This is a genomic window from Micromonospora sp. RTP1Z1, assembly GCF_033804685.1.
In the GTDB taxonomy this organism is placed as follows: domain Bacteria; phylum Actinomycetota; class Actinomycetes; order Mycobacteriales; family Micromonosporaceae; genus Micromonospora.
In genome coordinates this window covers 119,037-140,845 of sequence record NZ_JAPFQV010000008.1, presented here as the reverse complement: position 1 = coordinate 140,845, position 21,809 = coordinate 119,037, and the positions used below count along the sequence as shown (strand labels likewise).

The window sequence follows — 21,809 nt, the reverse complement described above, 5'->3', positions numbered from 1 at the left end:
CCATGCTGGGATGGCAGGCACAGAACCTCCCGTGATCACGAGGCGTAAGCACCTTCATGATCACCGGTTCTGTGCCTGCACCCGTTCAGACGCGCCGGGCAACCTCACCATTCCGCGCGACCTCTAAGTACGTCGTGCCGGCCTGGTACGCCGTGCCGGCCTCGGGCGTCGTGCCGGCGTGGCCCGCGCGGGCGTCGGCCGGTCACGCGAGGACCGCCCCGACCGGCTCCAGCGGGATCCGCGCGTACACCCGGAAGCCGCCGCCCGGCCGCGGACCGGTCCGCAGGATCCCACCGTAGAGGGCGACCCGTTCGCGCATGCCGACCAGCCCGTGCCCGATCCGGTCGGGTGTCGGACCCGGGCCGCGGCCGGTGTCGGTGACCTCCACCGCCAGCGACCCGGCGGTGAAGGTGAGCCGGACCAGCGCGGTCGCCGCGCCGGCGTGCTTGAGCGCGTTGGTCAGCGCCTCCTGCACGATCCGGTAGACGGTCAGCGCCACTCCCTCCTCCATCGGGCCGGGTGTGCCGTCCACCCGCACGGTCACCGGCAGGCCCGCCTCCCGCACCTGCTCGACCAGCGTCTCGATGCCGGTCAGGCCGGGCTGGGGGCGAGTTCGGCGGCCGGTTCGGCGTCGGTGCGCAGCACGTCCAGCAGCCGGCGCATCTCCCGCAGCGTGGCCCGGCTGGTCTCCTCGATGGTGGCGATCGCCCCGTCCGCCGCGTCCGGGTCCCGGCGCAGCACCCGCCGGGCGCCGGTGGCCAGCACCCCCATCACGCTGACGTGGTGGGCGACCACGTCGTGCAGCTCGCGGGCGATCCGGCGACGCTCGTCGGCGACCGCCTGCTCAGTGAGGGAGCGCTGGTTCGCCTCGGCGACCCGGGCCCGCTCGCGCAGCGCCTGCGTCGACTGCCGCCGGGCGTGCACCGCCCGCCCCACCGCGTACGCCACCGAGGCGGTGAGCAAATTGTTGAGCAGCAGGTAGGCCGGACCCATGTCGAGCATGCCGTCCAGCGGCGCGATCGCGTTGGCCAGCGCCACCGGCGCCCAGAGCAGCAGCGCGGCCAGCGTGGCCGGGCGTAGCGGCCGGTGCGCCGCCATCGTGTACGTGAGCACGACGAAGGTCACGCCCTGCGTGGTCGGGGCGTGCCCGAGCAGGACCGGCACCCCCAGGGTGGCCACCGCCGCGCCGACCGCCGGCCAGGGCGCGACCCGGCGCACCGCCACAGGCGCGGCGCAGAGCGCACTCCAGGCCAGCGCGGCCGACAGTTGCCCCGGGCGCAGCTCCCGCGGGGTGAGCAGGAGGAACACCGCCTCCACCAGCACCAGGGCGAACGCGAAGCATCCGTCGATGGCCAGCGGTCGGTGGCGTGCCCACGCCCTCAGGCGATCCGTCACACCGGAGCGCCAGTCGCCACACAGCGCGACCCCTCGTCGGCGATGCCGAACCCGCCCTCCTCTCTGGAGAGGAGACTCACTCGTCCGCGCCCGGGGTGACCGGCCCGGAGCGGGCGTCGCGCCGCGGATCCGTGGTGGCGGTCGTCGGGAACGGCGGCGGGGTGCCGCCGAAGCTCGGGCAGTGCGCCTGGTGGCTGCACCAGTCGCAGAGCCGGCTGGGTCGGGGCCGGAAATCCTGCCGCGCGGTGGCCTGCTCGATGGCCTGCCAGAGCGCCACCACCGTGCGCTCGAAGCGCAGCAGCTCCTCGGCGTCCGGGGTGTAGTCGCAGATCTCGGCGTCCTTGAGATAGAGCAGCCGCAGCACCCGCGGCACCACGCCCCGGGTGCGCCACAGCACCAGGGCGTAGAACTTGAGCTGGAACAGCGCCCGCGCCTCGAACGCCTCCCGCGGCGCGCCGCCGGTCTTGTAGTCGACCACCCGCAGCGCCCCGTCCGGCGCGACGTCGAGCCGGTCCAGGTAGCCCCGGATCAGCAGCTCGTCGTCGACCACCGCGGAGATCAACGCCTCCCGCTCGGCCGGCTCCAACCGGCGCGGATCCTCCACCGCGAAGTAGCCCTCCAGCAGCCCGGCGGCCGAGCGGAGGAAGTCGGCGACCCCGGCGGCGTCACCCTCGGCGAACAGACCCGCCAGCTCCGGCTCCTCGGTGAGCAGCCGGTCCCACTGCGGGGCCACCAGGTCTCCCGCGGACTCCGGCGTGCGGGCCGCCGCCGGCAGGTCGAACAGTCGCTCCAGCACGGCGTGCACCAGCGTGCCCCGGGCCTGCTCCACGGTGGGACGCTCGGGCAGCCGGTCGATGCTGCGGAACCGGTACAGCAGGGGGCAGGTCTTGAAGTCCGCCGCCCGCGACGGCGACAGGGACGCCCGCACCGTAAGTGGCACCACAGCCGTGGCGAGGGTGTCCTGCCCGTCGATCACCGGTTCCGCCGTCATGTCCGGAAGGTTAGGGCACCGGTGTGACAGGGCGCGCCGTGGCCGCACCGGTACATGATCCTCGCCGCGTAGCATCGGTGCGGTGCAGCAGCCGTCCCGACCACCACGCCGGCGCGGGCGCCGTCCCGGCCTGACCGTGGGCCGGGTGTTCGGTGTGCCGCTGCACCTGGACGCCTCGATGCTCCTGCTCACCCTGGTGGTGACCGTCGCGTACGCGGTGCTCGCCCGCCGCCAGCTCGACCTGGGCCCGGTGGCCGGCTACCTTGTCGGCGTCGGCTTCGTCGTCTCCCTGCTCGGCTCCGTGCTGCTGCACGAGCTGGGACACGCGCTGACCGCCCGCCGGTACGGCATCGGTGTGCGCGGGATCACCCTGGAACTGCTCGGCGGGTACACCGAGATGGACCGGGACGCGCCCACCCCCCGGGTCGACCTGCTGGTCTCGCTCGCCGGCCCGGCGGTCTCCGCGCTGCTCGGCGCCGCCGCCGTCGCGGTCACCCTGGCCCTGCCCGACGGCACCCTGGCCGACCAGCTCGCCTTTCAGCTCGCGGCGAGCAACGTCGTGGTGGCGATCTTCAACAGTCTGCCCGGGCTGCCGCTCGACGGCGGCCGCGCGTTACGCGCGGCCGTCTGGGCGCTCACCGGGGACCGACACCGGGGCACCGAGGTGGCCGGCTGGGTGGGCCGCATGGTCGCCCTCGGCACCCTGGCCCTGGTCGTCCTGCTCACCCTGCGCCGGGCGCTGCCGCCGGTGCTGCTGCCGCTGATGCTGCTGGTGGCGTTCACCCTGTGGCGGGGCGCCGGCCAGTCGATCCGGCTGGCCCGGATCAGCCGCCGTCTCCCGCTGATCGACCTGGCCCGGCTGGCCCGGCCGGTGCTGCCGGTGCCCAGCGGCACTCCGCTGGCGGAGGCCGAGCGCCGCCGCGCGGAGGGCCCCGCCCCCGACGCCGCGCTCACCATCGTCGACTCCGCCGGCCGGCCGGTCGCCCTGGTCGACCCGGCCCGTGCCGACGCCGTACCCCCGGAACGCCGGCCGTGGCTCGCGGTGGACGCGGTGTCCCGCGGCCTGGACACGGTCCCGACGCTGCCGGCCGGCGCGGACGGGGAACGGGTGATGCAGACCGTGCAGACCCACCCGGGCGCACAGTACGTCGTGACGGCAGGCGAAGATGTCGTCGGCGTTCTGCACATCGCGGATCTGGCGCAGCTCCTGGAACCCAAACGGAAGATGAACACGTGACCGCACAGCCCTCCACCGTCCCGGCCGACCCCGCCGTCCCGGCGCTGCCCCCCGTGTACCGGGGGCCGTTCCGCCCCGGCGACCGGGTGCAGCTGACCGACCCGAAGGGGCGGATGCACACCGTGACGCTGGAGCCCGGCAAGGAGTTCCACACCCACCGCGGCATCCTCAGCCACGACACGCTGATCGGCCTGCCCGACGGCAGCGTGGTGACCACCAGCGGGGGCGGCACCGCCTTCCTGGCCCTGCGCCCGCTGCTGTCGGACTACGTGCTCTCCATGCCGCGCGGCGCCCAGGTGATCTATCCGAAGGACTCGGCGCAGATCGTCGCGATGGGCGACATCTTCCCCGGCGCGAAGGTCCTCGAGGCCGGCGCCGGCTCCGGTGCGCTCTCCTGCTCGCTGCTGCGCGCCGTCGGCACCGAGGGTGAGCTGCACTCCTTCGAGCTGCGCGAGGACTTCGCCCAGATCGCCAAGCGCAACGTCGAGGCATTCTTCAACGCCCCGCACCCCGCCTGGCACCTGCACGTCGGTGACGTCGCCCGGTGCCAGGAGACCGGCTTCGACCGGATCATCCTGGACATGCTCACCCCGTGGGAGACCCTCGACATGGTCGAGCGGGCGCTGGTGCCCGGCGGCGTCTTCATCGGCTACGTGGCCACCACCCCGCAGCTGTCCGAGCTGGTCGAGGCGCTGCGCGAGCGCGGCGGCTGGACCGAGCCGCGCGCCTGGGAGTCGCTGGTCCGCGACTGGCACGCCGAGGGGCTCGCCGTCCGCCCGGACCACCGGATGATCGCGCACACCGCGTTCCTGGTCTCCGCGCGCAAGCTCGCCCCCGGGGTGACCGCGCCGCCGCGCCGCCGCAAGCCGAGCAAGGGCACTGAGGCGTACGTCCAGCGCCGGCAGGTGCTGCGCGAGGCCGAGGCGGCCCGGCAGGCGGCGGCCGCCCAGGTCAACGGGGTCGAGGCGGCCGTACCGGCGGAGGAGCTGGACCAGCCGTGACGCCGGTGGCTGGGCGACCCGGCATGAGGCAGGCGATCATGTGTCCCGGCGCGGACCGGCGCCGGGACGACACCGAACGGGCGGAGGCGGTGGCATGAGCAGCCCGGGCTTCGGCAACGGTGACCTGCCCGCGGTCTTCCCGGACTGGTCGCCGTACACCGACCTCGAATCGGCGACGCGGGCCTACCTGCGCGACCCGGACGTGGCCCTGGAGGCGCTCGGCGGGGTGCTGCGCGGCGGCTCCGTGCTCGGCTTCACCCTGGAACGCTTCGTGAACGAGGTCAACGGGGTGTGGCAGGAGGTCGTCGTCTGCGACGGCAGCCGACTCGTGCTCTGGCACGGCGAGGACGTCCCGCCGGGGGAGGGACCGCCCGGTTCGATGACCTCGTCGCTGCGGGTGGTGCCGGTCTCCACCGTGACCGAGGTCGGCTGCCGGCGGCGGCTGACCCGGGCCGACACCGGCGAGATCCGGGTCGACAGCATCGACGTCTACGTGCTGCTGACCTCGCTGGACGAGGCGCCGCCCGGGGACGAGATGGTCGGCGGGCCGCGGCACGACGCACTGCGCTTCGGCAAGACCCTCGACGACGGCGGCGCGGGGCAGATCGCCCGACTGGAGGAGTTCGCCCGGCTGGTCGCCTCGGTGGTCGGCCGCCCGATGCTCTGAGCCGGCAGCAGCGCACACGGCTACCGGCTCGCTCGCCTGCCGGCCCACGGGGGACCGGCAGACGGGCGGCTCAGTCCTCCTCGGCGTCCGGGCCGGCCACCTCGACGCCGTCGCTGCCGCGCACCACGTGGATGCAGTCGCCCGGGCACTCCTTCGCCGAGTCGATCACCTCGAGGCGCAGGTGTTCCGGCACGTCCACCCGGCTGCCCGGGGCCAGCCGCAGCTCACCGTCGGCGCCCTTGACGTACGCCAGGCCGTCGACGTCGAACTCGAAGACCTCCGGCGCGTACTGCACGCAGAGCCCGTCACCCGTGCAGAGGTCCTGGTCCACCCAGACCTGAAGCTGGTCCGTCGCGACCTGCGTCATCGTGCACCCCCCATGTTCTCCCGACCCACGCCCCGACGGTACCCGAACGCCCGTACCCGCCCGCCGACCAGCCCTTGGCGATCAAGCTTCGGTGACGAGCGCGTTGCGCGGGACCGAATCGGGCTCATAGCGGCTAGTGTTAGGTCAGAACGTTCAAGCCCCCGGGGAGGTGGGACGTGGCACGCAGCGACGACGCGGACTCGCGCGCCGCACGGTGGGAGAAGGAGGCCCACGATCTCTCCACGCAGGTCGCGTTCCTTCAAGAGGAACTCGCTCTGGTGCGGCGCAAGTTGACCGAGAGCCCCCGACACGTCCGGCAGCTCGAAGAGCGGCTGGCGGCCACCCAGGCGCAGTTGGCGCGGCTGACCGAGAACAACGAGCGGCTCGTGAGCACCCTCAAGGAGGCTCGCGCGCAGATCGTGACGCTCAAGGAGGAGATCGACCGCCTCGCGCAGCCACCCAGTGGCTACGGCGTCTTCCTGGCGAGGCACGACGACGGCACGGTGGATGTCTTCACCGGCGGGCGCAAGCTCCGGGTCGCCGTCTCGCCCTCGCTGGAGGTCGACGAGCTCCAGCGCGGCCAGGAGGTCCTGCTCAACGACGCGCTCAACATCGTCGACGCGTTCGGCTACGAGCGGGTCGGCGAGGTCGTGATGCTCAAGGAGATCCTCGCGGGTCCCGACGGCGCCCCGGGCGACCGGGCGCTGGTGGTCTCGCACTCCGACGAGGAGCGGATCGTGCACCTCGCCGAGACCCTGATCGGCTCGCCGATCCGGGCCGGCGACTCGCTCATGATCGAGCCCCGCTCGGCGTACGCGTACGAGCGGATCCCGAAGAGCGAGGTCGAGGAGCTGGTTCTGGAGGAGGTCCCCGACGTCGACTACACCGACATCGGTGGCCTGCAGTCGCAGATCGAGCAGATCCGCGACGCGGTGGAGCTGCCCTTCCTGCACGCCGACCTGTTCCGTGAGCATCAGCTCCGCCCGCCGAAGGGCATCCTCCTCTACGGCCCGCCCGGCTGCGGCAAGACGCTGATCGCCAAGGCGGTGGCGAACTCGCTGGCCAAGAAGATCGCCGAGCGCGAGGGCAAGGACAGGCACACCAGCTTCTTCCTCAACATCAAGGGTCCCGAGCTGCTCAACAAGTACGTCGGCGAGACCGAGCGGCACATCCGGCTGATCTTCCAGCGGGCCCGGGAGAAGGCCGGCGAGGGCACCCCGGTGATCGTGTTCTTCGACGAGATGGACTCGGTGTTCCGCACCCGCGGCTCCGGCGTCTCCTCCGACGTGGAGAACACCATCGTCCCGCAGCTGCTCAGCGAGATCGACGGCGTGGAGGGCCTGGAGAACGTCATCGTCATCGGCGCTTCCAACCGGGAAGACATGATCGACCCGGCGATCCTGCGTCCGGGCCGGCTCGACGTGAAGATCAAGATCGAGCGGCCGGACGCCGAGGCGGCCAAGGACATCTTCTCCAAGTACATCCTCGCCGGGTTGCCCCTGCACCCGGACGACCTGGCCGAACACGGCAGCGACCCGCAGGCCACCGTGGCGGCGATGATCGACGCGGTCGTGCTGCGGATGTACTCGGAGACCGAGGAGAACCGCTTCCTCGAGGTCACCTACGCCAACGGCGACAAGGAAGTCCTCTACTTCAAGGACTTCAACTCCGGCGCGATGATCCAGAACATCGTCGACCGGGGCAAGAAGATGGCCATCAAGGAGTTCCTCACCTCCGGGCGCAAGGGGCTGCGGCTGCAGCACCTGCTCGACGCCTGCGTCGACGAGTTCCGGGAGAACGAGGACCTGCCCAACACCACCAACCCCGACGACTGGGCCCGCATCTCCGGCAAGAAGGGCGAGCGGATCGTCTACATCCGCACCCTCGTCTCCGGCGGCAAGGGCGCGGAGGCCGGCCGGTCCATAGAGACCGCCAGCAACACCGGCCAGTACCTGTAGGCCGGACCAGCACGACGGAGGCCCGTGGCGCGTTGTTGCGCCGCGGGCCTCCGCGCGTCCGCACCGCGCCATGCCCCCTTCCCGCGTGACGGCGACTACGCTCGACGTGACGGGGGACCGGGACGGGCGAGCGGGAGCGGGCAGTCGATGAGCGTAAGACGGATCATGGGCACCGAGGTCGAGTACGGCATCTCCGTGCCCGGCCAGGCCGGGGCCAACCCGATGGTCACCTCCTCGCAGGTGGTCAACGCCTACGGGGCGCGCCCCGAACTCAACCGCGGTGGCCGGGCCCGCTGGGACTACGAGGAGGAGTCGCCGCTGCGCGACGCCCGCGGCTTCACCTACTCCGGCGCGGCCTACGACCCGGCCGAGGCGCTCGCCGACGAGGATCTCGGGCTGGCCAACGTGATACTCACCAACGGCGCCCGGCTGTACGTCGACCACGCGCACCCGGAGTACTCCACCCCCGAGGTGACCAACCCGCTCGACATCGTGCGCTGGGACAAGGCGGGGGAGCGGGTGATGGCCGAGGCGTCCCGCCGCGCCGCCACCATCCCGGGCACCCACCCGATCCACCTCTACAAGAACAACACCGACAACAAGGGCGCCAGCTACGGCACTCACGAGAACTACCTGATGCGGCGGCAGACCCCGTTCGCCGACATCGTGGCGTACCTGACGCCGTTCTTCGTCACCAGGCAGATCGTCTGCGGCGCCGGCCGGGTCGGCATCGGCCAGGACGGCGGCCAGAGCGGCTTCCAGATCTCCCAGCGCGCCGACTTCTTCGAGGTCGAGGTGGGGTTGGAGACCACCCTCAAGCGGCCGATCATCAACACCCGCGACGAGCCGCACGCCGACGCCGACAAGTACCGCCGGCTGCACGTCATCATCGGCGACGCCAACCTGTCGGAGATCTCCACCTACCTGAAGGTCGGCACCACCGCGCTCATCCTCACCATGATCGAGGAGAAGGCGCTCGGCCCGGACCTGGGCATCGCCGACCCGGTCAGCGAGCTGCGCGCGGTCAGCCACGACCCGTCGCTCCAGCACCTGATGCGGCTGCGCGACGGTCGCAAGCTGACCGCGCTGGACGTGCAGTGGGCGTACCTGGAGCGGGTCCGCTCCTTCGTGGACGACCGGTACGGCAGCGACGTCGACGAGCAGACCGCGGACGTGCTGGCCCGGTGGGAGAGCGTGCTGGACCGGCTCGGCCGCGACGCGTTCCTCTGCGCCGACGAGCTGGACTGGGTGGCCAAGCTGCGGCTGCTGGAGGGGTACCGGGAGCGGGAGAAGCTCGCCTGGGGCTCGCACAAGCTCCAACTGGTCGACCTGCAGTACTCCGACGTGCGACCGGAGAAGGGGCTCTACCACCGGCTGGTGTCGCGCGGATCGATGAAGACGCTGCTGACCGACGAGCAGACCCGGACCGCGATGACCGAGCCCCCGGAGGACACCCGCGCCTACTTCCGGGGTCGCTGCCTGGCCCAGTACGCCTCCGAGGTGGTCGCCGCGAGCTGGGACTCGGTGATCTTCGACGTGGGCCGGGAGTCGCTGGTCCGAGTGCCGATGATGGAGCCGGAGCGGGGCACCCGCAAGCACGTCGGCGCGCTCTTCGACCGGTGCGACACCGCCAAGGATCTGCTGGAGACCCTGACCGGCGGCTGACCGCCCTCGCACGGAAGCCCGTCGCTCGTCGCAAGCCGGCGCGCGGCGGGCTTTTCGTCGCTCCCGCGAGGTAAGTTCATCGCAGGAGATCGTGGAGGAGGCACCTGATGGCTACGCAAGACGGCGGCCAGACCCAGTCCGGCAAGTCGACCCAGGGCGAGGAGGTCGAGGACGTCACCGCGCAGGCCAACCCGGAGGTTGCCGAGCGCCACGCCGAGATCACCGAGGACGTCGACGACCTGCTCGACGAGATCGACTCCGTCCTCGAGGAGAACGCCGAGGAATTTGTGAGAGGATACGTGCAGAAAGGGGGTCAGTAGACCTTATGTCCGATTTGCCGCAGGCACGGACAAGGTATGCCCCCAGTGTGGCCGGTCGTTGCCGGTCGCGGCCTTTCACCGCAACAAACGGCGTGCCGACGGCCTCGCTTACTACTGCAAGACGTGCGCGGCGGCCCGCTCGGAGGCGAGCCGCCGCAAGCGCGGGATCGCGCCCCAGAAGAAGGCCGCCGTCCCGGTCGCCGCTGGATTGAAGTGGTGTCCGGACTGCGAGCAGATCAAGTCAATCGAGGACTTCCCGCGTACCGCCAACGCGAGCGGACGGCACAGCTATTGCAAACCGTGCCACAACGCTCGCGGTAGAGAGACCAAGCAACGGCTTTACGGCGGGACCCGTGAGTATCACCTACGGCACCGGTACGGGATCGGCGAGCAGGAGTTCCGGGAACTCCTGGCCGAGCAGGGCGGCGTCTGCGCGGTGTGCGGCGACCCCGATCCGGAACATGTGGACCACGATCATCGCACCGGCTGGGTGCGCGGGATACTCTGCTTCAACTGCAACGGTGGTCTTGGCCAGTTCCGGGACGGTCCCGCGAGGCTGGCCAGGGCGATCACGTACCTGAGAGGAACCACGTGGCAGCGGGTTTTGATCCATCCGGGCGTCTTCCAGATGTGTTCACCAACGCGGGGACGTCCTCCTTCACCGCCTTCCTGAGCAAGGTGGCCCCCGAGATGCTGCCCGGCCGACGGCCGCTGCCGCCCGGCATGGCCGCCGACATGGCGCCGCACGCGACCACCATCGTGGCGATCTCCGCCGCCGGTGGCGTGGTGATGGCCGGCGACCGGCGCGCCACGATGGGAAACCTGATCGCCCAGCGCGACATCGAGAAGGTGCACCCGGCCGACGCGTACTCGCTGGTCGGCATCGCGGGCACCGCGGGCATCGGCATCGAGCTGATGCGACTGTTCCAGGTGGAGCTCGAGCACTACGAGAAGATCGAGGGCGCGATGCTCTCGCTCGACGGCAAGGCCAACCGGCTGGCCTCGATGATCCGTGGCAACCTCGGTGCGGCGATGCAGGGCCTGGCCGTGATCCCGCTCTTCGCCGGCTTCGACCTGGCCGCCGCCGACCCGGTTCGGGCCGGCCGGATCTTCAGCTTCGACGTGACCGGCGGCCCCTACGAGGAGACCGGCTACGACGCGATCGGCTCCGGTTCGCTCTTCGCCAAGTCCGCGCTGAAGAAGCGCTACCGCGCGGGCCTGTCGATCGACGACGCGGTGCGGCTCACGGTCGAGGCGCTCTACGACGCGGCCGACGACGACACGGCGACCGGCGGCCCGGATCTGACCCGCCGGATCTACCCGGTGGTGATGACGGCGACGGCGGACGGCACCCACCGGCTGACCGACGCCGAGACGGCGACGGTCGCGGAGGGCGTCGTCTCCCGCCGGATGGAGAACCCGGGCGGCTGACCCCGCTCCCACCTGACCACTCAGCAGTCCGCCGCACAGCGCCCGAAGGAGAACCGCCGCCGTGGCCATGCAGTTCTACGCCTCGCCCGAGCAGATCATGCGCGACCGCTCCGAGCTGGCCCGCAAGGGCATCGCCCGGGGGCGCAGCGCGGTGGTCCTGAGCTATGCGGGCGGGGTGCTCTTCGTCGCGGAGAACCTGTCCAGCACCCTGCACAAGGTCAGTGAGATCTACGACCGGATCGGCTTCGCCGCCGTGGGCCGGTACAACGAGTTCGAGAACCTGCGCCGCGCCGGGGTGCGGATGGCCGACCTGAACGGCCTGAGCTACGACCGGCGGGACGTCAACGGCCTGGCCCTGGCGAACGCGTACGCGCAGACCCTCGGCGCCATCTTCACTGAGCAGTCGAAGCCGTTCGAGGTGGAGATCTGCGTGGCCGAGGTGGGCGCGACGGCGGAGGACGACGCGCTCTACCGGCTGACCTACGACGGCTCGGTCAACGACGAGCCGGGCCGGATGGCGATGGGCGGCCAGGCCGAGTCGATCTCCGGGGTGCTCAAGGCGCAGCACCGCCCGGAGATGTCGCTCAGTGAGGCGGTCCGGGTGGCCGTGCAGGCGCTGGGCAGCGTCGGTGGGGAGGGCGGGGCGGCCCGGACGATCGCCGCCAACCAGATGGAGGTGGCGGTCCTGGACCGTCGTCGGGTGGGGCGGACGTTCCGCCGGATCACCGGGGCGGCGCTGACCGCGCTGCTGGACGGCGACGCCACCGCGGACACCGCGCCCGCTCCGGGCCGGGCGCAGACGCCGACCGTCCCCACGGAGGAGGCGAACAAGCCGACCACGTCGGCGGGCTCGGCCGACCTGGAGGGCCAGCAGACCGAGCAGCCGGAGGCGTAGCAGTCGGTTGTCCCCGGCCGCTCGCGACCGGGTGCGGGTCAGCGGTGTGGCTTGAGCGGCTCCCACCACGACCGGTTCCGGCGGTACCAGTCGACGGTGTCGGCCAGTCCCCGGTTCAGGTCGACGGTGGGGGACCAGCCCAGCTCGCGGCGGCTGGTGGTGCTGTCCAGCGAGTAGCGTCGGTCGTGACCCTTGCGGTCGGCGACCGGTCGGACCCGGTCCCAGCCGGCGCCGCAGGCGGCCAGCAGCCGTCCGGTCAGCTCCCGGTTGGTCAGCTCACTGCCGCCGAGGTGGTAGACGCCGCCGGCGCGCCCCCGGGTCTGGGCCAGCGCGACGCCGTGGCAGTGGTCGCCGACGTGCAGCCACTCCCGAACGTTGCCGCCGTCGCCGTAGAGCGGCACGTCGTGCCCGTCGAGCAGGTTGGTGACGAACAGCGGCACGATCTTCTCGGGGTACTGGTAGGGGCCGTAGGTGTTGGCGCCCCGGGTGACGACGACGTCCAGGCCGTGGGTGCGGTGGTAGGCGAGGGCGAGCAGGTCGGCGCCGGCCTTGGCGGCCGAGTACGGGGAGCTGGGGTCCAGCGGCGACCGCTCGGTCCACGAGCCGGTGGCCACGGAGCCGTAGACCTCGTCGGTGGAGACCTGCACGAAGCGGCGTACGCCGTGCCGCAGCGCGGCGTCGAGCAGGGTCTGGGTGCCCACGACGTTGGTGGTGACGAAGGCCGCGGCGCCGGTGATGGACCGGTCCACGTGGGACTCGGCGGCGAAGTGGACGACGACGTCGTGGCCGGCGACGGTGGCGTCGACCAGCGGCGCGTCGCGGACGTCACCGCGGACGACCCGCAGCCGCGGGTCGGTGCGGACGGGGTCGAGGCTGCCCTCGGTACCGGCGTAGGTGAACGCGTCGAGCACGGTGACCGCGCCGACGTCCACGGCCGGCTCGGCGTCGCTCAGCAGCCGCCGGACGTACGCGGATCCGATGAAGCCGGCGCCGCCGGTGACGAGGATCCTCACGGCTGGGAACGTACCGGCTCGCCGGTCCGGGCGCGGCGGGACCGGCGGTGCCGGCGGTGCCGGCCGGCTCCCGCGACGGCCGCCGATGAGACGGCTGGGTCGAGCGCTGCCCATCTGGGGCCTCGGGCGGCTAATGTCACATCATGGAGCGGCGAATCTTCGGCCTCGAGACCGAGTACGGCGTCACCTGCACCTACCGCGGGCAGCGCCGGTTGTCCCCCGACGAGGTCGCGCGGTACCTGTTCCGGCGGGTGGTGTCGTGGGGCCGGTCGAGCAACGTGTTCCTGCGCAACGGGGCCCGCCTCTACCTGGACGTGGGCTCGCACCCGGAGTACGCGACGCCGGAGTGCGACTCGGTCACCGATCTGGTCGCCCACGACCGGGCCGGTGAGCGGATCCTGGAGGGGCTTCTCATCGACGCGGAGAAGCGGCTGCACGACGAGGGCATCGCAGGTGAGATCTACCTGTTCAAGAACAACACCGACTCGGCCGGCAACTCGTACGGCTGCCACGAGAACTACCTGGTCTCCCGCCACGGCGAGTTCGGCCGGCTCGCCGACGTGCTGATCCCGTTCCTGGTCACCCGGCAGTTGATCTGCGGCGCCGGCAAGGTGCTGCAGACCCCGCGGGGCGCGGTCTACTGCCTGTCGCAGCGGGCCGAGCACATCTGGGAGGGCGTCTCCTCGGCGACCACCCGCAGCCGCCCGATCATCAACACCCGGGACGAGCCGCACGCGGACGCCGAGCGGTACCGCCGGCTGCACGTGATCGTGGGCGACTCGAACATGAACGAGGTGACCACGCTGCTGAAGGTCGGCACCGCCGACATCGTGCTGCGGATGATCGAGGCCGGCGTGGTGATGCGGGACCTGTCGCTGGAGAACCCGATCCGGGCGATCCGCGAGGTGTCGCACGACATCACCGGCCGCCGCAAGGTGCGGCTGACCTCCGGCAAGGAGGTCAGCGCGCTGGACATCCAGCAGGAATACCTCGCCAAGGCGACCGAGTTCGTCGAGCGGCGTGGCGGCGACCAGACCGCCAAGCGGGTGGTCGAGCTCTGGGGCCGGGTGCTGCGCGCGGTGGAGACCGGCGACCTGGAACCGGTGGCCCGGGAGATCGACTGGGTGTCCAAGCTGCGACTGATCGAGCGGTACCAGCGCAAGCACGACCTGCCGTTGTCGCATCCGCGGGTGGCGCAGATGGATCTGGCGTACCACGACGTGCGGCGCGGGCGCGGCCTGTACGGGCTGCTGGAGCGGCGCGGCGAGGTGGATCGGGTGGCGACCGACCCGGAGATCTTCGAGGCGAAGGAGACTCCGCCGCAGACCACCCGGGCGCGGCTGCGCGGCGAGTTCATCCGGCACGCGCAGGAGAAGCGGCGGGACTTCACCGTCGACTGGGTGCACCTGAAGCTCAACGACCAGGCGCAGCGGACCGTGCTGTGCAAGGACCCGTTCCGGGCGTACGACGAGCGGGTGGAGCGGCTGATCGCCAGCATGTGACGGTGGTGGCGGCCGGTGCTGCGGGCGCCGGCCGCCGGCTCAGCGGTACGCTGGCAACGCGATGAACACTTCCGAACCCCCCGGCCGCGACAGCGGCACCGAAAAGCTGAACTGGGTCGACCGCCGCCGGCAGAAGATCCGCGCCGAGGTCGAGCGCAACCGCCGGGGCGAGCACGCCGTGCCGACCTGGGTGCTGGCGGTGGCGTTGATCCTGATCGTCGGCGCCTGGCTGGCGCTGATCCTCTTCGCCGGCTGACCTTGGGTTCGATGAGCGGCGGCAACCCGGGATCCGGGGGCTGACCCGTTTCCGCCCGGAGACCGCCGGGCTGGATGCCGCGCCGGTCGACCCGAAGCTGCGCGCCCTACTGCGGATCGCCGCCGCCGTGCGGGACAGCGGGCGCGCGGTGACCCCGGTGCTGATGCAGGCGGCCCGGGAGGCGGGCGCCACCGACCTGGAGTTGCACGACACGGTGCTGATCGCGGCGGCGTTCTGCATGTACAACCGCTACGTCGGCTGGCCGCGTTCACGCCGGAGGACCCGCGGGCGTACGAGATGGGGGCCCGGCACCTGGTGGCGCACGGTTACCCGGCGGGTTGACCCAGGGTCAGCGGGCGAGTCGGGCGGCGTGCCGGCCGGCCGCCGCGGCGGCCAGGAAGTAGGCGTGGTCGGCGTCCAGGCCGCGTCCCATGGTGGACAGGGCCACCGGGGTGGCGCGCAGCGCCGCGTCGAGCCCGTCGGTGGGCACCCGGACGATCGGGTGCCGTCCGCCGAGCGGGGCCAGCGCCGCGTCCACCTCCGCGGCCAGCGCCGGCGCCAGGCCGTCGGGCACGACGAGGTCCGCCGGGGCGAGCGCCACCCGGCCGTACGCGGTGAGGCTGTGGTGGGAGACGCCGCGGTGCCGGGGGCGGGGGTCGGCGTCGGAGATCCGCAGCGAGCCGACCGGGCGTCCGCCGAGGGTGGCGACGGCGTTGACCGCCTCGCCGACGGCGACTCCGGAGAAGCCCCAGCGGGTGCCGGTGCCGAGGTTGCCGGGCCCCTGGGCGACGACGGCGACGTCGGCGCGGAGCACGTGCCGGGCGGCGAGCAACCCGCTGTGCAGGGTGCTGGCCTCCAGGTCGCCGCCGAAGGCCTGGCCGACGCTGACCGTGCCGACCAGGTGGTCGGCGAGCCCGGCGAGGGTACGGGAGAACCAGGCGGGCAGCGCCCCACCGTCGGTGAGCAGGTACGCCACCCGGGCGGCCGGGGCGTCGGCGTGGACGCCGGCCAGCACCGCCGGCAGGGCGGAGTGCAGGTCGGCGGTGACCACCGGCATCCCGTCGAGGCTTTCGGCGGTGGCGAGCAGGTCGTGGTGCGGGGAGGCTTCCTCGTCCACCCCGAGCAGGATCGGCTGCAGCGGGGTGTAGCGGGCCTTCACCAGGTGGCCGGCGTCGCGGGTGCCGAGGGCCTGCGGCGGGTCCGGCGGCAGCCGGTCGGGCAGGGCGACGACCAGGGCGTACCCGCCGGTGCCGAGGCCCATCAGCAGGGCGCCGGCGTTGAGCAGCACCCGGTCGCCGGGTTCCGGGTCGCCGACCAGCGCGGGGTAGGCCAGGGCGCGCATCGCGGCGCCGTCGGGCAGGTCGACGTCGAGTTCCACCGCGCCGGCCCACCGCCGCCGCACCGCCGTGACCGTTCCGGACCGCCAACGCACCATGCCCGGCACGCTATCCGCGACCGCCGGGCCCGTCGTCTCCGGGTCGCGCGCCGGCCTCCTGGTCCACCGGGCGGTCGTCCTCGTCCTGGGTGCGGCGGGCACGTCGTCCCCCGGCGCCGGGCATCGACCGCGTCGGGTCGAGGAAGACGTACCCGATCTCCGGGTACTGGTCGGTGAGCCGCCGCTCGGCCTCGTCCGCGGCAGCCTCGATATCGGCGCCGGTGGCGTCGTTGTGGAAGTCGACTTTGGCGGCGACCAGGATGTCGTCCGGGCCGAGCAGCATGGTCATCAGCGTGTCGATCCGGTCCACCGTCGGCAGCCCGGCCAGCTCCCGTTCGATCTGTCGATGCACGCGGTCCGAGACGGCGCGGCCCACCAGCAGCGAGACGTTGCTCCTGGCCAGGATGATGGCGACCACCAGCAGCAGCACGCCGATGAGGATCGAGGCGACGCCGTCGTAGAGCTCGTCCCCGGTGAGGTGGGACAGTCCGAGTCCGGCGCCGGCGATCAGCAGACCGATCAGGGCGGCGCTGTCCTCCAGAAAGACCGCCTTGACCGTGGTGTCGGCGGTCAGCCGGAGGTAGCGGTGCGGGCTGGCCCGCCAGCGGCGGGACTCCCGGCGGACCTGCCTGGCCGCCCGGGTGAGGGAAACCGACTCGATCACGAAGGAGATCGCCAGCACGAGGTACGACGCGAGGTAGTGGCCGGTGTGCTCGTGCACGATGATCGTGGTCACGCCGTGGGTGATGGCGAAGCCGGCACCCGCGACGAAGGTGAACAGCGCGGCGAGGAACGCCCAGACGTAGCTTTCCTTGCCGTACCCGAAGGGGTGGCGGGTGTCGGCGGGCCGCGCGCCCCGGCGCAGCGCCAGGTAGAGCAGCACCTCGGTGGTGGTGTCGGCGACCGAGTGGGCGGCCTCGGAGAGCATCGCCGCCGAGCCGGAGATCAGCCCGGCGACCAGCTTGGCGATGGCGATGGCGAGGTTCGCCGCGCCGGCGACGACGACCGTTCCGACGCTCTCGGACTTGGCTTCCGCTTCCGACATGCGCTCACCCTATGGCCGGTGGCGGCCGGTCGCGCGTCGACTGGAGGCCGGCCCGCGGGGGGTGGCCCAGCTCGCCCCGGTCCCGGCCTTCCGCGCGCCGCACCCGCCGCGGATGCACGCCCGCGGCGCGCGGGCTGCTAGCGTTCACACGTGTCGCGGACCCGCACCGAACGCCTGGTCAACCTGGTGATCTGCCTGCTGTCCACGCGACGGTTCCTGACCGCCGCGCAGATCGCCGCGACCGTGCCCGGTTATGAGCACGATCCGGACGACGCCAAGGACCACGAGGCGTTCCAGCGCAAGTTCGAACGGGACAAGGCCGAGCTGCGCGAGCTGGGGGTGCCGCTGGAGACCGGCACGGCGAGCGTCTTCGACGCCGAGCCCGGTTACCGGATCGCCCACCGCGAGTACGCGCTGCCCGACATCCCCCTCGAGCCGGACGAGGCCGCCGCCGTCGGCATCGCCGCCCGACTGTGGCAGCACGCCGGCCTGGCCGCGGCCGCCTCCTCCGGACTGGCCAAGTTGCGTGCCGCGGGCGTCGACGTGGACCCGCAGGCCACGCTGGGCCTGGAGCCGATGGTCACGGTCGACCCGGCGTTCGCCCCGCTGACCGCCGCCGCTCGGGACCGGCGGGAGGTCACCTTCGACTACCGGGTGCCGGACCGGGACGCGTCGAGCCGCCGCCGGCTGCAGCCGTGGGGCGTGGTCTGCTGGCGCGGCCGGTGGTACGTGGTGGGCCACGACCTGGAGCGGGCGGCCACCCGCTGCTTCCGGCTGTCCCGGGTGGTCGGCGCGGTCCGGGTGACCGGCCAGCCGGGGGCGTACGAGCCGCCCGCCGGGGTGGACCTGATCAGCCACGTCGCCCGCTGGTCGGGGCCGGTGGAGCGGACCGGGCGGGCCACCGTGCTGGTCGCCCCGGGTCGGGCCGCCGGGCTGCGCCGCTGGGCGGTGGGAAGCACCACCGGGCCGGACGGCGACCAGCTGGTCCTGCCGTACGCCGACCCGGAGTCCCTGGCCGGCCAGCTCGTCGGGTACGGCCCCGACGTGCGGGTGCTGGAGCCGCCGGAGGTCCGCGAAGCGGTCATCCAGCGGCTGAAGGAGATCGCCGCCCGGCACGACGAGCTGGCAGTGGCCGGGGGTGCCCGGTGACCCGCCCGGCGGCCCGCGGCGGCCGCGCCTCGGCCGACCGGCTGGCCCGACTGCTGAACCTGGTGCCCTACCTGCTGGCCCGGCCCGGCATCGAAATCGCCGAGGCGGCCGGTGACCTGGGGGTGACCGAGCGGCAGCTGCGCGAGGACCTGGAGCTGCTCTGGGTGTGCGGGCTGCCCGGCTACGGCCCGGGTGACCTGATCGACATGGCGTTCGACGGTGACCGGGTGACCATCACCTACGACGCCGGGATCGACCGGCCGCTGCGGCTCACCCCGGACGAGGCCCTCGCCCTGGTGGTGGCGCTGCGGATGCTCGCGGAGACCCCGGGCGTGGCCAACCGGGAGGCCGTCGAGCGGGCCCTGGCGAAGATCGAGAACGCGGCCGGTGACCTCGTGGGCGCGCCGGTCGAGGTCCGGCTGCCCGGGGAGACCCGGCGGGTGCAGGAGCTGCGCGCGGCGGTGGAGCGGCGCCGGGCGCTGCGGATCACCTACTACACCGCCGCCCGGGACGAGAGCACCGAACGGATCATCGACCCGCTGCGGATGCTGATGGTCGACGGCCGGGCGTACGTCGAGGCGTGGTGCCGCCGCGCCGAGGCGGTCCGGCTGTTCCGGGCCGACCGGATCGACGCGGTCACCGAGCTGGACGAGCCGGCGGTGGTGCCGCCGCAGGCTCGCCCGCACGACCTGTCCGACGGGGTGTTCCGCCCGTCCCCGGACCTGCCGCTGATCACCTTGCGGATCGGGCGGGGCGAGCGGTGGATCACCGAGTACTACCCGTGCGAGCGGGTGTCGGCCGACGGCGAGCAGTGGCTGGTGTCGCTGCGGGTCACCGACCTGGGCTGGGCCCGTCGCTTCGTGCTCGGCCTGGGCCCGGACGTGACGGTCGTCGCCCCGGCGGAGCTGGCCGAGCAGGTCCGCGCCCAGGCGCTCGCCGCGCTCGACGCATATGCGACGCCGGCGCGGCCCGCCGAGCCGGCGGAGGCCGCCGTCACCCAGTAGGCTGACCGCCGTGGTGAAGTGGATCGTGCTCGCGGTGGTGCTGTTCGCGCTCGTCGTGCTGGCCCTGGCGGTGCGACCGCTGCTGGCGCGGCTGCCCCGGCTGCGCCGGGCGGCGGTGGCGCTGCAGCGGCGTCAGGCCGACGCGGAGGCGCTGCGGACCACCGCCGAGGCGCTCCAGCAGCGGGCCGAGGCGTTGCAGGCCCAGGCCGCCACCGCGCAGGAGCGGGTCGCCTTGATCAAGGCCAAGCGGGGTAAGTGATCGATCGGAGTCGGCGCCGGGCACGTTAGCTGCCTATGGGGTGCCGATTTGGTGCAGAAACGCGCCGCCGCAGACGGTTGACGGGACAGTCAGGGTTGGTCGAGACTTCACCGGCCGGGCCCGCACCGACAGGCCCGGTGGGGTGGCAACCGCTCTCGGCGCACGTACGATGGGCTGCGACCGCCCCTCAACGACACAGAGCGACTGGAGCTTCCCATGAGTGCCCTCAAGCCGTGGCACATCGCCGTACTCGTGGTCGTGCTGATCCTGCTCTTCGGCGCGAAGCGGCTCCCCGACGCGGCCCGCTCGCTGGGCCGCTCGCTGCGGATCATCAAGGCCGAGACCAAGAGCCTGCAGGACGACGACCGTGACCTGGCCGAGAAGGCCGACGCGCAGGCCGGCTACCAGCCGCTCCCGCCGTACGCCGGTCAGCAGCCGCAGCCGGGTTACGCGCCGCAGCAGCCCCCGCAGCAGCAGTACGCGCAGCCCCAGCAGCAGTACGCACCGCAGCCGCAGCAGCCGGTCGCCCCGCCGGTCGACCCGGTGCAGCGCGTCCGCGAGAACTGACGCGAAGGGCCCAGCACCGTGGCCTTCGCGCTGAAGAAGCGCGGCCCGAACACCTTCGAGCGGGCCGCCGACGGCTCGATGACGCTCATCGAGCACATCCGTGAGCTCCGGAACCGCCTGTTCCGCGCCTCGCTGGCGATCGTGGCGGGTCTGATCGCCGGCTTCTGGCTGGCTGACCCGGTCTTCCTGGTGCTCAAGCGCCCGTACTGCCGGCTGCCCGACACCACGAACGCGCTGGGACAGTGCCAGGACCTCCTTGCCCTGGCGCCGACGACCGGCTTCATCCTCAAGCTGAAGCTGGCGCTCTGGCTCGGCCTGATCATCGGCGGGCCGGTCTGGCTCTACCAGCTCTGGGCGTTCATCGCCCCGGGTCTGCACCGGCACGAACGCAAGTGGGCGTACGTCTTCGTGTCGATCGCCGCGCCGCTCTTCGCGGCCGGCGCGGTGCTGGCCTACTTCGTGGTCGACAAGGGCCTCGGGTTCCTGATGGACTCCGGTGTGGGCGGGCTGTCCAACCAGTTCGAGGTCACCGCGTACATCGGGTTCGTCACCAACATGATCCTGCTGTTCGGGGTGGCGTTCGAGTTCCCGCTGATCCTGCTCATGCTGAACTTCGCCGGCGTGGCCAGCGCGAAGCGCCTGCTGAGCTGGTGGCGGGCGGTGATCTTCATATCGTTCGCCTTCGCCGCCATCGCCACGCCGGACCCGGGCCCGTTCGGCATGACGCTGCTGGCCACCGCGCTCTCGCTGCTCTACTTCGTCGCGGTGGGGGTGGCGTTCCTCAACGACAAGCGGCGCGGGCGGGGTCGGGAGACCTACGGGGACGTCGGCGACGACGAGGTGTCACCGCTGGATCTGACGCCCGAACCGGTCGAGGCGGGGCAGCGGGTGGAGACAGTCGCCCCGATCGGCGTGCCGGAGCCGGTCGCCGCGCCCGCACCGATCGAGCGCCGCTACGACGACATGACCTGACCGGGCTCCCCGGAGCACCGACGCGGAACGCCGCCCCGACCGGGGCGGCGTTCCGCGTAACCGGGGGTGTCCGCCGGACCGGTCACAGCCGCGCCAGCAGACGGTCGAGCGCCGGCGGCACCCGGGTGGGAGGGAGGGCGTCGGCGAGCAGGTCGGCGTACCGCGCCTTCCGGCCGGACCGGGTGCCGATGAACCGGTGGAGCTGAGCGGCGAGCGGGCGGTCCTGCTGGGCCGGCTGGCGTTGGAAGAGGCGGAGCGAGCGCAGGTCCCCCGCAGCCTCGACGACCTGCTCGACCGCCGCCATACCGAGCGCGCGGATCAACTCGTCCTCCAGGTCCGCCACGCACACCTGGAAGCCGACGGCGGCCAACTGCTCGCGGGACAGCGCCGCGCCAAGTCCCGCCCGCTCCAGCCCACGCCGGACATACCCCTCCTCGGCGGCGTCGTACAGCCCGGCGAGGTTGCGGCCGAGGCCGCGCGGGCCGAGCAGGTCGAGGAAGTACCCGATGTTGGTGATCCCACCCATCGGCACGATCGCCGCCCCGTGCAGGGATCGTCCACCCCACCGCGCCACCGCCTCCAGCGCGCGGCGGTCGCTGGCACCCTCCACCAGCACCACCGTGCGTGCCCGCAGACCGGCCGCCCGGTGCAGGGTGTGCAACTGTTGGCTGATTAGCTTA

At 72.6% G+C, this 21,809-nt stretch carries 24 protein-coding genes; 16 read left to right on the top strand and 8 right to left on the bottom strand.

Annotated elements, in window-relative coordinates; genetic code table 11:
- Positions 1-202 precede the first annotated feature (202 nt).
- The 3 genes from SLP03_RS06875 to SLP03_RS06865 all read right to left on the bottom strand — a co-directional run bounded on the left by SLP03_RS06875 (position 203) and on the right by SLP03_RS06865 (position 2,386).
- Positions 203-565, bottom strand: a complete 363-nt coding sequence (locus SLP03_RS06875; RefSeq protein WP_319459661.1) for a sensor histidine kinase — start codon at positions 563-565, stop codon at positions 203-205.
- 26 nt (positions 566-591) lie between these two features.
- Positions 592-1,395: a histidine kinase dimerization/phosphoacceptor domain-containing protein gene (locus tag SLP03_RS06870; RefSeq protein WP_319459660.1), complete on the bottom strand. Its 804-nt coding sequence runs from the start codon at positions 1,393-1,395 to the stop codon at positions 592-594.
- Positions 1,396-1,471: 76 nt separating this feature from the next.
- Positions 1,472-2,386 carry a PD-(D/E)XK nuclease family protein gene (locus SLP03_RS06865; protein WP_319459659.1) on the bottom strand — a complete coding sequence of 305 codons (915 nt, stop codon included), beginning with the start codon at positions 2,384-2,386 and terminating at the stop codon, positions 1,472-1,474.
- Positions 2,387-2,468: 82 nt separating this feature from the next.
- On the opposite strand from SLP03_RS06865, the gene SLP03_RS06860 reads away from it, so the two are divergent.
- The 3 genes from SLP03_RS06860 to SLP03_RS06850 all read left to right on the top strand — a co-directional run bounded on the left by SLP03_RS06860 (position 2,469) and on the right by SLP03_RS06850 (position 5,291).
- Complete coding sequence (locus SLP03_RS06860) at positions 2,469-3,623, top strand: site-2 protease family protein (RefSeq protein WP_413644482.1); 1,155 nt, start codon at positions 2,469-2,471, stop codon at positions 3,621-3,623.
- On the top strand, positions 3,620-4,624 hold the full coding sequence (locus tag SLP03_RS06855; RefSeq protein ID WP_319459658.1) for a tRNA (adenine-N1)-methyltransferase: 1,005 nt from the start codon (positions 3,620-3,622) through the stop codon (positions 4,622-4,624). Before SLP03_RS06860 ends, SLP03_RS06855 begins: the two co-directional genes overlap by 4 nt.
- A gap of 94 nt (positions 4,625-4,718) precedes the next feature.
- On the top strand, positions 4,719-5,291 hold the full coding sequence (locus SLP03_RS06850) for a hypothetical protein (RefSeq protein WP_319459657.1): 573 nt from the start codon (positions 4,719-4,721) through the stop codon (positions 5,289-5,291).
- A gap of 70 nt (positions 5,292-5,361) precedes the next feature.
- Here the strand turns inward: SLP03_RS06850 and SLP03_RS06845 are convergent, their stop codons facing one another.
- The gene (locus SLP03_RS06845; protein ID WP_319459656.1) at positions 5,362-5,658 is read right to left on the bottom strand and encodes a ferredoxin; all 297 of its coding nucleotides are present in this window, start codon (positions 5,656-5,658) and stop codon (positions 5,362-5,364) included.
- Positions 5,659-5,834: 176 nt separating this feature from the next.
- Between SLP03_RS06845 and arc the strand changes: the two genes are divergently transcribed.
- From arc to prcA, 6 genes are all read left to right on the top strand, one after another.
- Positions 5,835-7,616 carry a proteasome ATPase gene (gene arc / locus SLP03_RS06840; RefSeq protein ID WP_319459655.1) on the top strand — a complete coding sequence of 594 codons (1,782 nt, stop codon included), beginning with the start codon at positions 5,835-5,837 and terminating at the stop codon, positions 7,614-7,616.
- Positions 7,617-7,763: 147 nt separating this feature from the next.
- Entirely contained in the window at positions 7,764-9,281 is a 1,518-nt protein-coding gene (dop, locus tag SLP03_RS06835) for a depupylase/deamidase Dop (RefSeq protein ID WP_413644481.1), read from the top strand.
- Between the two features lie 107 nt (positions 9,282-9,388).
- Positions 9,389-9,601, top strand: coding sequence for a ubiquitin-like protein Pup (locus SLP03_RS06830; protein WP_319459654.1), 213 nt, complete (start codon positions 9,389-9,391; stop codon positions 9,599-9,601).
- Positions 9,602-9,659: 58 nt separating this feature from the next.
- A complete protein-coding gene (locus tag SLP03_RS06825) occupies positions 9,660-10,274 on the top strand; it encodes an endonuclease VII domain-containing protein (RefSeq protein ID WP_319459653.1) in 615 nt (204 codons plus the stop codon).
- On the top strand, positions 10,193-11,032 hold the full coding sequence (prcB, locus tag SLP03_RS06820; RefSeq protein ID WP_319459652.1) for a proteasome subunit beta: 840 nt from the start codon (positions 10,193-10,195) through the stop codon (positions 11,030-11,032). The genes SLP03_RS06825 and prcB overlap by 82 nt, the downstream gene beginning before the upstream one ends.
- A gap of 61 nt (positions 11,033-11,093) precedes the next feature.
- Positions 11,094-11,927, top strand: coding sequence for a proteasome subunit alpha (gene prcA / locus SLP03_RS06815; protein WP_319459651.1), 834 nt, complete (start codon positions 11,094-11,096; stop codon positions 11,925-11,927).
- 38 nt (positions 11,928-11,965) lie between these two features.
- Here prcA and rfbB read toward each other — a convergent pair whose 3' ends face one another.
- Positions 11,966-12,940 carry a dTDP-glucose 4,6-dehydratase gene (gene rfbB, locus SLP03_RS06810; protein WP_319459650.1) on the bottom strand — a complete coding sequence of 325 codons (975 nt, stop codon included), beginning with the start codon at positions 12,938-12,940 and terminating at the stop codon, positions 11,966-11,968.
- A gap of 143 nt (positions 12,941-13,083) precedes the next feature.
- Between rfbB and pafA the strand changes: the two genes are divergently transcribed.
- Positions 13,084-14,442 carry a Pup--protein ligase gene (gene pafA, locus SLP03_RS06805; protein ID WP_319459649.1) on the top strand — a complete coding sequence of 453 codons (1,359 nt, stop codon included), beginning with the start codon at positions 13,084-13,086 and terminating at the stop codon, positions 14,440-14,442.
- A gap of 61 nt (positions 14,443-14,503) precedes the next feature.
- A complete protein-coding gene (locus SLP03_RS06800) occupies positions 14,504-14,698 on the top strand; it encodes a hypothetical protein (RefSeq protein WP_319459648.1) in 195 nt (64 codons plus the stop codon).
- Between the two features lie 349 nt (positions 14,699-15,047).
- Here the strand turns inward: SLP03_RS06800 and SLP03_RS06795 are convergent, their stop codons facing one another.
- A complete protein-coding gene (locus SLP03_RS06795) occupies positions 15,048-16,133 on the bottom strand; it encodes a DUF3866 family protein (protein WP_319459647.1) in 1,086 nt (361 codons plus the stop codon).
- A gap of 10 nt (positions 16,134-16,143) precedes the next feature.
- Entirely contained in the window at positions 16,144-17,178 is a 1,035-nt protein-coding gene (locus SLP03_RS06790) for a cation diffusion facilitator family transporter (RefSeq protein WP_319459646.1), read from the bottom strand.
- A gap of 150 nt (positions 17,179-17,328) precedes the next feature.
- On the opposite strand from SLP03_RS06790, the gene SLP03_RS06785 reads away from it, so the two are divergent.
- The 5 genes from SLP03_RS06785 (at position 17,329) to tatC (ending at position 21,129) form a co-directional block, all read left to right on the top strand.
- A complete protein-coding gene (locus SLP03_RS06785; RefSeq protein ID WP_319459645.1) occupies positions 17,329-18,327 on the top strand; it encodes a helix-turn-helix transcriptional regulator in 999 nt (332 codons plus the stop codon).
- Positions 18,324-19,331 (top strand): YafY family protein, encoded by a 1,008-nt coding sequence (locus tag SLP03_RS06780; protein ID WP_319459644.1) that lies wholly within the window; start codon positions 18,324-18,326, stop codon positions 19,329-19,331. The genes SLP03_RS06785 and SLP03_RS06780 overlap by 4 nt, the downstream gene beginning before the upstream one ends.
- Positions 19,332-19,341: 10 nt before the next feature.
- Positions 19,342-19,590 carry a hypothetical protein gene (locus SLP03_RS06775; RefSeq protein WP_319459643.1) on the top strand — a complete coding sequence of 83 codons (249 nt, stop codon included), beginning with the start codon at positions 19,342-19,344 and terminating at the stop codon, positions 19,588-19,590.
- Between the two features lie 216 nt (positions 19,591-19,806).
- On the top strand, positions 19,807-20,157 hold the full coding sequence (gene tatA / locus SLP03_RS06770) for a Sec-independent protein translocase subunit TatA (protein WP_319459642.1): 351 nt from the start codon (positions 19,807-19,809) through the stop codon (positions 20,155-20,157).
- Positions 20,158-20,175: 18 nt separating this feature from the next.
- Entirely contained in the window at positions 20,176-21,129 is a 954-nt protein-coding gene (gene tatC / locus SLP03_RS06765) for a twin-arginine translocase subunit TatC (RefSeq protein ID WP_319459641.1), read from the top strand.
- A gap of 82 nt (positions 21,130-21,211) precedes the next feature.
- Here tatC and SLP03_RS06760 read toward each other — a convergent pair whose 3' ends face one another.
- Positions 21,212-21,790, bottom strand: a complete 579-nt coding sequence (locus SLP03_RS06760) for a TOPRIM nucleotidyl transferase/hydrolase domain-containing protein (protein ID WP_319459640.1) — start codon at positions 21,788-21,790, stop codon at positions 21,212-21,214.
- Positions 21,791-21,809 lie beyond the last annotated feature (19 nt).

Excerpts from the sequence above, each read along its gene's own strand:
- SLP03_RS06865 (WP_319459659.1), bottom strand. The coding sequence starts at position 2,386 with ATGACGGCGGAACCGGTGATCGACGGGCAGGACACCCTCGCCACGGCT.
- SLP03_RS06850 (WP_319459657.1), top strand. The coding sequence starts at position 4,719 with ATGAGCAGCCCGGGCTTCGGCAACGGTGACCTGCCCGCGGTCTTCCCG.
- SLP03_RS06845 (WP_319459656.1), bottom strand. The coding sequence starts at position 5,658 with ATGACGCAGGTCGCGACGGACCAGCTTCAGGTCTGGGTGGACCAGGAC.
- dop (WP_413644481.1), top strand. The coding sequence starts at position 7,764 with ATGAGCGTAAGACGGATCATGGGCACCGAGGTCGAGTACGGCATCTCC.
- SLP03_RS06830 (WP_319459654.1), top strand. The coding sequence starts at position 9,389 with ATGGCTACGCAAGACGGCGGCCAGACCCAGTCCGGCAAGTCGACCCAG.
- pafA (WP_319459649.1), top strand. The coding sequence starts at position 13,084 with ATGGAGCGGCGAATCTTCGGCCTCGAGACCGAGTACGGCGTCACCTGC.
- SLP03_RS06800 (WP_319459648.1), top strand. The coding sequence starts at position 14,504 with ATGAACACTTCCGAACCCCCCGGCCGCGACAGCGGCACCGAAAAGCTG.
- SLP03_RS06795 (WP_319459647.1), bottom strand. The coding sequence starts at position 16,133 with ATGGTGCGTTGGCGGTCCGGAACGGTCACGGCGGTGCGGCGGCGGTGG.
- SLP03_RS06790 (WP_319459646.1), bottom strand. The coding sequence starts at position 17,178 with ATGTCGGAAGCGGAAGCCAAGTCCGAGAGCGTCGGAACGGTCGTCGTC.
- tatA (WP_319459642.1), top strand. The coding sequence starts at position 19,807 with ATGAGTGCCCTCAAGCCGTGGCACATCGCCGTACTCGTGGTCGTGCTG.